The sequence below is a fragment of the Mycobacterium sp. WMMD1722 genome, assembly GCF_049315205.1.
GTDB lineage: Bacteria > Actinomycetota > Actinomycetes > Mycobacteriales > Mycobacteriaceae > Mycobacterium.
Map to the genome: position 1 here is coordinate 3832446 of NZ_CP186056.1, position 12851 is coordinate 3845296.

At 63.0% G+C, this 12851-nt stretch carries 9 protein-coding genes, 1 tRNA gene and 2 pseudogenes; 6 read left to right on the top strand and 6 right to left on the bottom strand.

Annotation, left to right across the window (positions count from 1 at the left end; all coding sequences use genetic code 11):
* Nucleotides 1-126 precede the first annotated feature (126 nt).
* A complete protein-coding gene (locus tag ACN27E_RS18295) occupies nucleotides 127-1572 on the bottom strand; it encodes an FhaA domain-containing protein (RefSeq protein WP_422743592.1) in 1446 nt (481 codons plus the stop codon).
* Between the two features lie 189 nt (nucleotides 1573-1761).
* On the opposite strand from ACN27E_RS18295, the gene ACN27E_RS18300 reads away from it, so the two are divergent.
* A tRNA-Leu gene (locus ACN27E_RS18300) sits at nucleotides 1762-1847 on the top strand.
* Between the two features lie 373 nt (nucleotides 1848-2220).
* Here ACN27E_RS18300 and ACN27E_RS18305 read toward each other — a convergent pair.
* Entirely contained in the window at nucleotides 2221-2526 is a 306-nt protein-coding gene (locus ACN27E_RS18305; RefSeq protein ID WP_422743594.1) for a helix-turn-helix transcriptional regulator, read from the bottom strand.
* A gap of 534 nt (nucleotides 2527-3060) precedes the next feature.
* On the opposite strand from ACN27E_RS18305, the gene ACN27E_RS18310 reads away from it, so the two are divergent.
* The 3 genes and pseudogenes from ACN27E_RS18310 (at nucleotide 3061) to ACN27E_RS18320 (ending at nucleotide 7721) form a co-directional block, all read left to right on the top strand.
* Nucleotides 3061-5544: an HAD hydrolase family protein gene (locus tag ACN27E_RS18310; protein ID WP_422743596.1), complete on the top strand. Its 2484-nt coding sequence runs from the start codon at nucleotides 3061-3063 to the stop codon at nucleotides 5542-5544.
* Nucleotides 5544-6404, top strand: a pseudogene (locus ACN27E_RS18315) (carbohydrate kinase family protein); the annotation flags it as partial. The gene ACN27E_RS18310 and the pseudogene ACN27E_RS18315, both read left to right, overlap by 1 nt.
* 306 nt (nucleotides 6405-6710) lie before the next feature.
* A complete protein-coding gene (locus ACN27E_RS18320) occupies nucleotides 6711-7721 on the top strand; it encodes an SIS domain-containing protein (protein WP_422749967.1) in 1011 nt (336 codons plus the stop codon).
* Here ACN27E_RS18320 and ACN27E_RS18325 read toward each other — a convergent pair.
* The 4 genes and pseudogenes from ACN27E_RS18325 to ACN27E_RS18340 form a co-directional block, all read right to left on the bottom strand.
* Nucleotides 7618-8160 (bottom strand): hypothetical protein, encoded by a 543-nt coding sequence (locus ACN27E_RS18325; RefSeq protein ID WP_422743597.1) that lies wholly within the window; start codon nucleotides 8158-8160, stop codon nucleotides 7618-7620. The two genes, ACN27E_RS18320 and ACN27E_RS18325, sit on opposite strands and share 104 nt — an antisense overlap.
* Before the next feature lie 134 nt (nucleotides 8161-8294).
* A pseudogene (locus ACN27E_RS18330) lies at nucleotides 8295-8612 on the bottom strand (tetrahydrofolate dehydrogenase/cyclohydrolase catalytic domain-containing protein); the annotation flags it as partial.
* A gap of 206 nt (nucleotides 8613-8818) precedes the next feature.
* The gene (locus ACN27E_RS18335; protein WP_422743599.1) at nucleotides 8819-9055 is read right to left on the bottom strand and encodes a hypothetical protein; all 237 of its coding nucleotides are present in this window, start codon (nucleotides 9053-9055) and stop codon (nucleotides 8819-8821) included.
* A gap of 2 nt (nucleotides 9056-9057) precedes the next feature.
* Nucleotides 9058-11115, bottom strand: a complete 2058-nt coding sequence (locus ACN27E_RS18340; RefSeq protein ID WP_422743601.1) for a DEAD/DEAH box helicase — start codon at nucleotides 11113-11115, stop codon at nucleotides 9058-9060.
* 246 nt (nucleotides 11116-11361) lie between these two features.
* Here ACN27E_RS18340 and ACN27E_RS18345 point away from each other — a divergent pair, with 246 nt between their 5' ends.
* Both ACN27E_RS18345 and ACN27E_RS18350 read left to right on the top strand, forming a co-directional pair.
* On the top strand, nucleotides 11362-11949 hold the full coding sequence (locus ACN27E_RS18345) for a recombinase family protein (RefSeq protein ID WP_422743602.1): 588 nt from the start codon (nucleotides 11362-11364) through the stop codon (nucleotides 11947-11949).
* 103 nt (nucleotides 11950-12052) lie between these two features.
* Entirely contained in the window at nucleotides 12053-12724 is a 672-nt protein-coding gene (locus ACN27E_RS18350; protein WP_422743603.1) for a hypothetical protein, read from the top strand.
* Nucleotides 12725-12851 lie beyond the last annotated feature (127 nt).

Genomic DNA, 12851 nt, shown 5'->3' on the forward strand with positions numbered 1-12851 from the left:
GTCCCGTTCGCGGTGCACTGACCGCACAGCACGCCGTCGGCGCACCGTCACGATACTTGGACGGCGATCGCCGTGAGTGTCAAGCCGACTGCATGTTCCCGGGTTGTGACCGGGCATGGCCGGCACTCAGTGCACGCGGACGATGATCTCGGAGTGCCCCAGCCGGATGACATCACCATCGGCGAGCTGCCACTCCTGGACGGGCGCATTGTTGACGGTGGTGCCGTTCGTGGAGTTCAGATCCGACAGCAGCGCGGTCTGACCGTCCCAACGGATCTCCAGGTGACGGCGTGAGACGCCGGTGTCGGGCAGCCGGAACTGCGCGTCCTGGCCGCGGCCGATCACATTGGCGCCTTCGCGCAGCTGGTAGGTGCGGCCGCTGCCGTCGTCGAGCTGCAGGGTGACCGCGGTACCGCCGGCGGGATAGTCGCCCTGACCGTAGCCGGCCGCCGCGCCGTATCCCGCTCCGGCGCCCTGCCCGTAATCCTGGCCGTAGTCCTGCCCATAGCCGCCGGGTTCGCCGTAGCCCTGCTGATCGCCGTAGCCGCCGGGCTCACCGTATCCGCGGCCGTAATCCTGGCCGTAGTCCTGCCGTCCGCCGCCCGGTGCGCCGTAGCCGCCACCGGGGGCGCCGTAGCCCTGGTCGGGGTAGCCACCGTGATCGGGGTACCCGGGGCGCCCGCCGGGCGCGCCGTAGCTGCCGTCCTCGTGCCGGCCGGGGCCAGGCGGGCGGCCGTAGTCGTAATCGGCGCCGGGACCGCCGGGACCGCCCGGAGCGCCCGGAGCGCCCGGAGCACCGTAGCCACCGCCGGGTGGGGGACCGTATCCGCCGGGGCCCGGCCGGTAACCCTGGTCGTAGCCGCCGGGGCCCTGCCGGTAGCCCTGGTCGTATCCGCCACCGGGGGGCGGTCCGTAACCGCCCGGACCGCGCTGTTCGTAGTTCGGCGGGTAGCCACCCTGGTCCGGGTAGCCGCCCTGCTCGGGATAGCGGCCCTGCTCCGGCTGGTAGGGGGCACGCGGTTCGGGACCGCGGCCTTCCTCGCCCTGCGGGCGTCCGTAGCGGTCGTCGTAGTATTCGTCGCCCGGCCGCCCCTGGCCCTGGTCGCCTCGGTAACTGGGGTTGTCGCTCATCGGTGGTACTCCTGGTTCTGCGGTGTACGCGTGGTCTCGGGGTGCCGGGGCGGGTTCGCCGGTGGTCGAGTCGGGGTTGACCGCGCCGCGTGCGCGGAACTGTCCAGTGTGCAGGTTGGGGGACTGCTCGAATCTGACGACCACATCACCATACGTTTGCCACCCCTGCTCACGGATGTATCCCTCCAGATGCTTGGCGAATGCGGTCGCGGTCAGCTCCGGATCAGCGCTGACCTTCGAGTGGTCGGGCACACTGAGGGTAATTACGTACTCGTTCGGCGCCAAAATTCGGCCGCCGCCGACGGTGCGAATTCCGGCCTCGGCTTCGCGGCGTAGCCGGCCCTCGACCTCCTGCGGCACGATGGACCCGCCGAACACCCTGGCGAAGGCGTCGCCGACGGTGGATTCGAGCTTGCGCTCGAACCGGTCGACAAGACCCATCTCACCGCCCGCCTCTCACTGTCGTGCCTGCTCATGACCGCCACCGGATTTTCCTGCATGGTATCTACCCCGTCGTGGGCGGCGGGACCACCAGAACTATGAGAATCGCGGTGACGTCTGGTGGGGGAGCCCGCCCGCCCTCGTTTTGGGGCGGTGGCGGCCGGAGTGATAGGCTCCCCCGGTCTTCCAGGGCGAGTGGCGGAATGGCAGACGCGCTGGCTTCAGGTGCCAGTGTCCTTCGGGACGTGGGGGTTCAAGTCCCCCTTCGCCCACCACGAGCGGTTCTACGAACTGCGATCAAAGAGGTCACGAACCAGAAAGTGTTCGTGACCTCTTTGTTTTGTGGAATGGGCTAGGCGGAGCGTTGGTTTCGATCGTGCCCGGGACTTCCGCAGGAGAATCCCTTAGCGAGCAGCCGCTCACCACTGTCAACTAAGAGGTAACGGGTTGGCGATCCGGCCCGTCTTGGAGGCAGGCGCCCGCCAAAGCGTCAAAGCGGGCACTGAACAAGGACCACGGGCGACGACATCGAACCAGCGAAGGTCTCGCAGTGGTGGCGTGTGATCGCGGGGAAGTGAATCTCGACCCGGTCGCGTATGACCATTGAACAGCTCGCTGGGGGCGCTCTTGTCCCCTCCCCGCTTTGCCCTATCCGACCCCAGTTCCGTCTGCGAGCAGCGCGGCGGCGAGTTGCGCAGAGGGAGTCGAGCCAAGTAGGGCTTCGATGGAGTCCAATTTGTAGGCCCGCATCAACGAAAGGAGTGTTCGGAGGCTCGGGTTGGGCAGGGCCCTCTTCTCGAGTGCTGCGAGCGCCCCTCGGGTGATTCGAGCCTCTGCCGCCGCTTGCTCTTGTGTCAGCCCCATCGCCTCCCTGCGCGCGCGTAGAGACTGACCGAGGTGGATAGTTGACTGAACATCGCTAACCAACCGAAGCGCGGCCCGTCCTGTCGCCACGAGGCGCGCCTAACCCAGCCTGACAGGGCTAGATGCGATAATTGCGAGCATGACTCATCCTGTGCTTGTGCGGTCAACTGTGCATAGTAGACCGTGCATAGTAAACCGTGCTCCCGACGGGAGAAGTGCGCAATCACACGCCATCCGCGCCTTCGCGATCTCCGCGCCATTCCATCTGGAAGGCCGCAAGCGTCTTCACCAGTTCCCTCCGCGGGTCCCCACGGTGCTTGCTAATCTCGGCCCAAGCCGGATGGCGGACTTGGGGTACCCCGGCACAGCCTGTGGCCGGCATCGATGAGGGGGCAGGACGAGATGCATGTTCTCGACGCGAATCGCTCGCAGGAACAAAAGGGCGCGCTTACCGTTGCCAGTCACGACGACTCTTGCGGTGTTGGATCAAAGGGCTGCATCGGTTGCCTCGTTGACGGCTTCGAGCACACCTGCGGCTTCTCTAGCTGGCAGTTGGTCTCATCGCGCTGGTTTCGCGATCGCCGGTACTAGACAACGGGTCTAGGCGGCGGGCTCGGGTTGGCGATGATACTGACCGCTGCCGAGTTGTCGAGCTGGGTAGACGAAGCAACACGACATAAGGGCATCGTTGACGGCAGCCTCGAGGAACCCCTCGAAGCCGCGCTTAAAGCCTTTTATCTTGCGGTCGCCTTCGATATAGACGGCACGCTGACGATGCCGGGCAGCGCCGACCTGGATCCCGACATGTGCGCGATCGTGGCTCGATTGCTGCGTCGCGGCTGCCACGTGTGGCTAGTCACCGGCCGTGGCTCCGCTGGAGCAGGAAAGGCAATTCGGCAACTACTCGAATCAACTGATCTGCTGCCCAACGAATGCGCTCGGCTTCGCTGTATCGCACACAACGGCGCTGCTGTCTTTGAGACAAATCCGACTCTCCCAGAAGATCAGTTGTTCGATGTGTCCCGTCCATTGATTCCTGCATTCGATCGGGCCTCCGAACTGAAGGAGGATGTCACCAGGGCGTTGGCAGATTCTGCGATCTACCCGGAACTGACGACGCTCGAACCCGGTCGGGTGGACGAGGCATGCGGCTTAAGGATTGTGTTTAGGGATCTTGAAATCCGGGACCGTGCCGTCGGAGTTCTACTTCCTATCGTCGAGGGATACGGTGATCCGCTTAAGCTCCGCACTGGCGTTTATCAGGATGTGTACACGATTGATGTAACCGTCGCCGACAAAGCGCTGGCAGTTCGACTCCTTGCCGAAAATCACCGGTTGGATCCAGCGCGTGTGCTTTGCATTGGCGACCAAGGTGGCCCGGATGGGAATGACGGCACGTTCTTAGCCGGTGCCACTGGCTTTTCCGTCGGTACGATCAGCAATAGCCCTTACGGATGCTTCCCCGTCGTTTCCGCGGAAGGCGAGATTCTCGATGGCGCGGCGGCGACGCAGCGCCTGCTGGACGCCCTTTGCGTCGGCGCGCCACTTCGCATGAAGGTCGAGTCAGACAAAGACGCTGCTAGCGCCGAGCTACAACGACTGCTGAACTTCGAGAGGGCCGCGGTCAGACGGGCCGGCGTCGAGACGAGGATGATTGAGCGACAGCTCAGCCTTCGTGTGGCCCAACTCATCGCGCATGATCCTGGCGACGGCGACTACAGCATTACAGTGCGCGACTTGTTTGACCCGCATAGCGGTGGTGTGCGAATCCGAGATTGGGAACTCCAAGATTTGAGTAATTGCCCCGCGGTCCGCAACTTGTTCGGATTCGACGCTCTTGCCAGATCGTCCCCCGACGACGATGGACCCGATCGGTGTATGTACACCGACAGCGGTGTGCTGCTGAGGGGACCCGACTACTACATGAACCTTACGGGTCGGAAATCTGCTGCGGCCGTGCCCAATTTTCTTGAGCGAGCTGCATCTTTCACCGACGCGGCACTCACGGCAATCGATGAACTGATCGGCATTCGGCCCACGCCGGTCCTAGTGAAGATTGCTCTTGCGGTTATGGACAATATCCGCGATACGGTGCTTCAGCTACTCAACGTTGCGTTGTTCGTTGCGCAGCCGCCCGGCGCCGCTGAGGGCGCCGACGATGTGGCTGTCGGAAGCCTCGGAGCAATTGCCGCTGAACATATTCGTAAATACGTCGATTTCCTGCTTGAACCGCACAATCCGTGGTCCGCAACTTTGACTGCCTGCCGAGGGCCCATCGGAGACCTTCGATCTTGGATTGCGGAATACGGGAGCCAGCTTTCCCGGCGAGTCGCTGAGCGATCCGCACAACCGGAGTGGAGCGAGGGCGACAAGGGAGATATCTTTCGGTGGCGCGAGGCTGACTACATCGTTCAGAATCTATCGGCCGTGGTCATAGGCTTGCGGGCAATGGCCGAGCGCCGCGCGGAATCAAACAGCGGCCCCATACTTGCGGTGGGCATTCAGTACGGAGGTCTCGAGTTACCGCTTCTCGCTGCGGCGCTGGGTAGGCGGTTTGGGCTAACTCTTGTTCCAGCGGTTATGCGAATAAGCATGTACGGCAATCGCGAACAAGGTGATAAAGCTCGGGAGGATCTCGATGCATGGGTCGCCGCAGCGGACCCCGATCTGTTCCCGGTGACCGTTCTCGATGACGCGGGAGGAGTCGCTGACGGCGAACATCTTCGCCGTGATGTTGTTCTGTTCGACGACAGCTGTACTACCGGCACGTCCGTGCAAGCCGCCCGCGACATGCTGGTCCGGCGGGGTCACGATGTACGCGCCGTGGTCATCGTGCGCTTCCCGGGTGCAAATCGTTTCGCGCACATGGCCTTGCCCGCTCACGGGCTGCTCGATCTTGACCTAGCGCACAACTTCGTGCAAGGTCTTGTCGGTCCATCCCCGTACAGTCGCCTTGTGGTTCCCCACCCGGACAAGAGGTATTGGTACGAAGACGAGAACGGCGTCTTCGACAAGGCGAAACTGAGGATTCGTCTCCTTCTCCACAAGAATTCCCCGAACAAGTACGCAATGCCCGACGCACATGCGTGGGGTAGCGCCGGAGACTGATGAGAAGTGCACCTCCGCGAAGCGTAGCTGGTTACGGGGAAGTCATCCTCGATTATGTTTGGCGGCCGACCGATGACGGCGGGGTAATCTCTGAAATCCGCGGCGGCGGTTCGGTTTCCAACATTGTGGCCAACCTAGCTCAGCTAGGGTGGCAGGCAAGTATCGAGGGCGTTGCCGGACAAGACCCGGCGGGTCGGTTCGCGGTTGACGACCTAGCCAGTCTGGGAGTCGAGACTGCGAAGATACGGTTTCACCCGCGTCGACGAACTCGGCTGATCTTCGAGACCCTCGGTGCCGACGATGGTCGGCAAGTCGGCGGAACCATCCATGCGTTCACCACGAAGTGCCCGGTATGTGCACAGCGGGTTGACTCACGCCAGCGGCCAGCATTGGTGTACTCGTCCGAGTCGGACAGAATAAACAGTAGCTGGGCGGTCTACGACAACCTCACACGTAACCGCGTGGAGCACGCGCGGAGCGCAAGGAACACCGGTACCCGAACTGTTCTGGACCTCGGTGCTGTGAGCCATCTCCGCTATCAACCAACTGCCCTGATAATTTCGCAGCTACGAGAATTCGATCTAGTGTTCTTGAACCAGCGAGTTGCGGCTAGCTTGGGCAGCCGTATCGGGGTACCCACCGACCGCCTACCGCTGCTGTTTACCGACACCGTTGTCGTAACGACGCAGGGTCCGCACGGAGCACTCGTGTCGGATGCTGCAGGCTTTGCCGAGAGAATTCGTGCCCCTAAAGTCGTTCGGGTCGAGGATGATTCGGGTGCCGGCGATGCGTTGTGCAGCTACACACTTGACCACCTTGCGAGGACGGACGGTGGCTCGTTAACGGCGGCGAAGGTCGCAGCCGCAGTAAGTCGCGTCCAGCAATTCCTTGTGCCAGTGCTTGAGCAAATTGGCGCGCGCGGTCACCTACCCCCGCCACCTCCCAACCCGGTGTTTGACCGGCTTCGCGGAAGGTGGGTGCAAGAGTTGATTTCGCAATCGATGGCAAACGAACACTGTGTACTGTGTCTGCTCCCGATAGTTGAGGTAGACGCCCCGGTGGAGTCGCAGGAGACGATTGTTGCCCCTGATAAGCCACGTGCCGCACGAGCTTCTAAGCCAGGCTCGCGCCACAACACCGCGCTAATGCTGAGCCGAGTTCTATCGGTGGCTGAGCATCGAAGCGCCGTCGACCGTGCCGCTGAGATACTGGAAGAAGCTGGAACCGCGCACGTTGTGGGATCGGGAGGGTCCCTCCCGGCGGCGATCTTCATCAGCGACCTACTGAATTCCCGCGGTCGTATGGCGGTGGCGCTGACTCCGGGGGAGTATCTGGCCGGCGCGGCACGCTCCGACACGGTGATCGCTGTCAGTTATAGCGGCGCGTCGCCCGATATCCGGCACGTCATCCGCGCCGCGAAACAACGCGGCGGCGAACGCATAGTGCTCCTCACTAGCGCGGATAAGGCGCCAGTGTCCGATGAGCTGCGTCCGCTTAGCGAGGATTTCGTTTTATCGTACGGTCCAGCGAACCGAGTAAAAGGCGGACGCATCGGCGGGCGCGAGCGTGGATTTGTGTCTATCGCCGGAACCGTCGCACCCTGTATCCCCTGGCTAGTCGCGGCGAGCGGCGTTAGTGCCGCAGTTGACCTAGCGGCGCGTGTCCGCGAAGGTGAAATGCACGCGGTGCAAGTCGCGAAATCGCTTGCTGCCCCGGCGGCATTGTCGGGGCGCCTGAATGTTGTATACGGTCCAGGTGCACTGGCTTCGGCCCGCGACGTAGAAAGCAAATTTACAGAGAGTGGACTCCCAGCAGTCACTCTCCACGAGCAGAAGGACCTTAGCCACGGACGGTTCGTGACAGTCTTCCAGCCGCCTGCCTATAAATCTGTCGAGAGCTGCCCGACCGAAGCGCCTTTATCACCAGTTCTATTGCTTGCGGTGGGGCCGCCATCAGAATATCAATCGGCTCTTCTCGGTGCCATCCAAACCGAAGGCGTATTGGCGGCCGAGATTCGTTCTGGTGCAGCCGATCTCGTGGCACCTCTTGAACTGCTCACGTTAGTCCAATTCTTCAGTCAGGCGTTCGGCGACGCTCTAGACGTCGATATATCGCGTCCGAGGCGCATACCGGAAGCTGGGTTGCGCCTCTATCGCTGGCGAGAACTTGACCGCTAATCGGACCCGCCGCCAGAGCGCTTTCGCGACGGCTAACCCGGTGCGGTCGCTTCAGCTGCGGCGACTGTCTGGGCCAGTAGCACGGCATCGTGGTGGGTCCGACGCCGCCGGGCACCGGTGTGATGAGCCGGGCTCGCTGCGCGGCAACTGAGTATTCGAAATCGCCGATGTTGCCGGGGTTGTCGCCGGCGTCGATCACAAGCGCACCGGGTTCAATCCAGTCACCCCGGATCAGTTCAGGGCGCCCGACCGCAGCGACCGCGATGTCCGAATCGGCGACGAACTCCACCAGATTCCCGGTCTTCGAGTGGCAGAAGCTGACCGTCGCGTCGCGGGCCAGCAGCAGCATCCCGACTGGCCGCCCCAGGATCGGACTGCGGCCGACCACCACGCCGCGGTGTCCGGCCGGGTCGACGCCGTACGCGTCCAGTAGTCGCATGATGCCGCCAGGGATACAGGACTGAACCCTTTGGTGCCTAGCGACATTGCAGCGAAGGAAGTCAGGGTGACTCCGTCGACGTCTTTGGCATGGGTGATCGCCTCGAACACGGCGCGTTCGTCGATCTGGGCCGGCATCGGGTGCTGCACCAGGATCCCATCCACATGGGCATCGGCAGCCAACGTGGCTACCAATCCGACAGCGTCTTGGGTGCTCGAATGCTGAGGGAGCAGATGTTGTTGGGAGTCGAGACCGGTGCTGCGGCAGCGGTTGGTTTTCATGCGGACGTAGGTGTGGGAGGCGGGATCAGCGCCCACCAGGACGGTCGCCAGACAAGTTTCGCGGCCATGTGCATGTGCGAATTGAGCTGCGCGCTTTGCAGTTTCGGCAAGTATGCGGTGGGCGACGGCAGTGCCATCGATGATTGTGGCGTTCATGGCGCTGCTCCTCATGAGTGAGGAGCACCCAGGCGGTCGATGCTGCCGAGTTCCGCTTCCCGGTGGTTGCTCACCTGCGCCAGTCGCTTCGGGATCAAGTTTACCGAGCGAGATGAATACACGGCGTCGGGCGGTTTCCGGAGCGAGAGCTCTGAGCTGCCAGGATTTGCCCCTATGGCCACGGCGGGCAACCCCGGCAGCTGCGGCCGTCGGCCGACGGGCTACGCCTGAGGCGGCGCGCTGAAGTCAGCGGAGAGCTCCGACAGCGACTGGCTGGCCTTGGCGAGGATGTCCGCGGCGCACACGGCGCAGTAGGTGGTCTGGCTCTGCGGGCCATCGTGCACCACCAAACATGTTTCGCCCTTGAGGATTTCATGCTTCTTAGTGTGGTAGCACTTGCGTTTCCGTCCGGCGACCTCGGTGCTGAGGTGTTTGAGCACGTTCTTGACTGCGGCCACGGTTATTCTCCTATTGCCGATTTGATGATGTTGACCACCTGGTCACCGATCTGGTCCAGCGAGTCGTAGGCGGCTTGGAACTGGTCGAGAGTCCAGCGTTCTCGGCTGTCGTCCGGTTCCCCGACGAAGCTGTTGATCTCGCGGTTCAGCACGATGTACAAGGCCTCGACGTTGTTGCCGCGTGCGCCCTTGATGGCGCGGCTGATGTCGTATCCCGCGCGTGGGATTCCGAGATCGGTCAGGATCCGCTGGTGAACGGACTTCGACCGGGATGCGAGTCGTTCGCGCAGGGTCTGACGCTTGACCTGCGGCTGCACCGGCACGGCGTCCGCCGGCGCTTCCTGCTGGGCAGCGCGGTGGGCAAACTGCTCGCGCAAGGCCTCGGCGCTGATCCCTAGTTGGCGGAAGGTGAATCCACCGGGCCCTGGGGTGTCGAGCATCTGCTCGATGACCCGCTCGTCGCTGGGATCGAGGAATGAGCGACTCAGGAAGTGGCTGATCTGCTCGTCCTCGGCGACGGGGTCATCGAACCGCTGGGCACCCGGATCGTCCTCGCCGTTCTGCCGCGGGGAACCGGAGTCACCGGCGTCGCCGCGGGTCCATCCGGCGACCGTCTGCTGGTCTTGCCCGTCCAGCTCACGGAACTCATCCCATTGCTCTTCGTTATTGAGACCGACGTGGGAGACGACGAACCCCTGATTGTTCGGGCTGTTCGGATCGTTCTGGTCCACGGTCCGCATCACGCGGCCCACGAACTGGATGTAGGGCGACAGCGAGCGGTAGGGACGGAAGATGGCCGCGACGCTCAGCGGTGGGTGGTCGAAGCCTTCTCCGAGCATGGCGACCTGCACGATGACGTCGATCTGGTTGTTGCGCAGCTTGGCGAAGACGGCGGCTTTGCGTTCATCGTTCATGCCGCTGTGCACGGTCTCGGCCTGCAGGCCCATCTCCTGGAAGATGGCCCGGACCTGATCGGCGTGGTCGATCGACATGGCCGACGCCGCGATCTGGTGGGGGAACCCGGTTGCGGCTTGGAGTGCGCGGAGCTTTTCGATGGCCTTTTCGGCGATGTGGCGGTTGCACTCGTCGGAGAGGGCAACGCCCCGGCGGAACCACGCTTCCTCGTTGAGCTCAAGAATCTGCTCCAGCGTGTAGGTGGTCGTCTCGTCGCGGACGGTGAAGGTAATCGCTGCGGGGTGTGCTGACGCCGACACGATGTGCTTGATGTACCCGTTGAGCATTGCGCGGGTGAATGGGTAGCGGTAGATCAGCTCGCCGAGCAGGTCCTTGTTGTCGGCGCGGAACGGGGTCGCGGTCAGGCTCACAAACCGGGCCTGCGGAAAGGCCCGGACCACCTTCTGCCAGCTCTCGGCGGCGACATGGTGGCCTTCGTCGATGATGACCAGATCGAAGAAATCGCTCGGGAACTGCGACAGCCAGCGGTCGGTGCTGCTGGCCAGCTGTTGGATGTTGGCCACCACGATATGGCTGTTGACGCAGTCATCGATGTTTGCTTTTGGCCCGTCGACCAGCGCGGTGAACGGGCCCGAGGTGAACGAATTGAGCACCCCTGCCTTCTTCCAGAAGCAGGCCGCGTTCGAGATGTTCAGGTCGGCATAGAGGCCCTCGCGGATGATGGTGTTGGGGGCGACGACCAGGGTGCGCTTGTGCGACAGGCCGAACGGCAGGATGGCCGCGACGCCGGTCTTGCCGCAGCCCACGGGCAATTGAATGATGGCCGGCGTCTGGTTGTGTGCGAAGTGCTCCACGGCTGCGTCGAACGCCTCTTTCTGAGGTTCACGCAGCTGCGGATTGCCGCCAACTTTCACCTGGGCGGCGTCGAAGAAGCCCGCCGTGGCGTCCTTGGCGTTGTCCGCTGCGCTGTATTCGAGGCGGAACGGTTCCAAGTCGGTGATCCGGTAGTAGCGGTACTTGCTGTTGGGCCGCCGCACAGCGGTCAATTTTCCCGCCGTGTCCCACCGCCGCAACGTTGCGGCCGAGACCCCCACGTAGGTCGCGGCCTGGGCAACGCTCAGATAATCAGAATCGACAGCACTCATAGTTGCACAACGTAGCACATCCCGCGCCAACCTTATACAACATTGTCGGCAATCGATCGAGGGGTGGCGTGATCACGTCGACCGCCCGGCCGACTCCTCATTCGGTGACAAGGACCGCAGCCTCGTGAGCACATCCCGATAACGAAGGATTGCGGGACGATCTTTTCTCGGTGTGCCGACCTGCACCTCCCTTGTGACAAAAACGTCTACCGAAACTTGTCAGTGCGCACTGGTACAACCTCCGCTATGGCGCTACTCGGATACGCACGCGTGTCAACAGGGGATCAAAGCCTGGTCGGTCAGATCGACGCGCTTCGTGATGCAGGTTGCGAGCGGGTATGGAGCGATGTCGCCTCGGGTGCCAGGACGCGCCGACCGGGCTTGGACTGTCTGGTCACGGCGGCGGTACCAGGTGACACCGTAGTCACCACAACGCTCGACAGGCTAGGTCGTTCGCTGCCGCACGTCTTGAATCTGGTAGAGCAGATGGGACTGCGTGAGGTGGGACTTCGTTCCTTGAGCGAGGACATTGACACCAACAGCGCCATCGGACGGTTGATTCTGCATGTCTTCGCAGCACTCGCCGAGTTCGAACGCGGCATCAACCACGAACGCACTATGGCTGGGTTGGCTGCTGCCCGCTCACGCGGACGAGTCGGTGGCCGGCCACGGGTTCTGAGCGGGCAGCGACTCGGTTACGCGCGCGAGATGGCCGCTTCCGGCGTGCCCATGGCGGAGATCGCCGACACACTGCTCGTCGGACGGTCGACCGTCTACTGCACGCTGAAAGCCGAAGGCCATGCGCAGGAAGACCTTCGTCGTGGCGATGAGTGAGCGAGACCGTAAAAGGCTATGGGGGAAGGCGGCTTCGCGATGCTGTGTGTGCAGGGCGGAGCTGGTCGAAGCCGCTAGCCATCCCGACGACCGGGAAGTCTTAGTGGGCGACGAAGCACACATCATCAGCCCGTCGAAGAACGGTCCGCGTGGCGGCGTCGACCTCCCCGACATCGATATCGATGGTTACGCCAACCGGATTCTCCTCTGCAAGCGCCACCACCAGATCATCGACGAACAGGTACACGAGTTCACCGTCGAAAAGCTTCGCGCTATGAAAGCCAAACACGAGGAATGGATCCGCCGAATGCTGCACACCATTCACGCGGAGGAGCCGATCGGCCTGCGGCCGAGGTTCCCTTCCTGTGGAATGCTGTTGCCCCGCTTAAGAACTGGTGCAGACGCGTGGAACGCTGCTATCGAATCGTCGTTCTACATGCTTAACCCAATCGATGAGGATGAGGCCTCGCCGGAGGCATGCGATGCCGCCGACGACTTCCTAACCAGCCTGCGTGGCTACGCCGAGATCCATGACGCGATCTCCGATCGCGGTTTCGGCGCAGTGCGCGAGGCCCAGCGGGACCTACGTAACAGCCTGGATCATCTAGCCCAGTTGCAACTGGTCGCCTTCGGCGCCCAGCGAGAGATGCTCGTCACCGGGGCTGGTCGGGAACCGTGGCCGGCGAGGATGGCGGTCGTCGTCGTTCGACCCCAGGCCGACCTCGGAGACGATGAGTCGCTGCCCGTCGTATTTGCCGGGCCAGGGACGTCGTGAAGCGCCGCGGTCTTCATGGCCGTCCTCGCGCGCCGCGAAGAGCCGCGCAACGGTTTGAGGCCTTGATCAAAGTCCTTATAGCCCGCGTCCGCAACGATGAGCGATCGTCTGGCGCGGGCGACGTCGA

What these genes read in the sequence shown, in the direction of transcription:
- ACN27E_RS18295 (WP_422743592.1), bottom strand. Translation starts at nt 1,572, where the DNA reads ATGGGTCTTGTCGACCGGTTCGAGCGCAAGCTCGAATCCACCGTCGGC.
- ACN27E_RS18310 (WP_422743596.1), top strand. Translation starts at nt 3,061, where the DNA reads ATGATACTGACCGCTGCCGAGTTGTCGAGCTGGGTAGACGAAGCAACA.
- ACN27E_RS18325 (WP_422743597.1), bottom strand. Translation starts at nt 8,160, where the DNA reads ATGCGACTACTGGACGCGTACGGCGTCGACCCGGCCGGACACCGCGGC.
- ACN27E_RS18340 (WP_422743601.1), bottom strand. Translation starts at nt 11,115, where the DNA reads ATGAGTGCTGTCGATTCTGATTATCTGAGCGTTGCCCAGGCCGCGACC.
- ACN27E_RS18345 (WP_422743602.1), top strand. Translation starts at nt 11,362, where the DNA reads ATGGCGCTACTCGGATACGCACGCGTGTCAACAGGGGATCAAAGCCTG.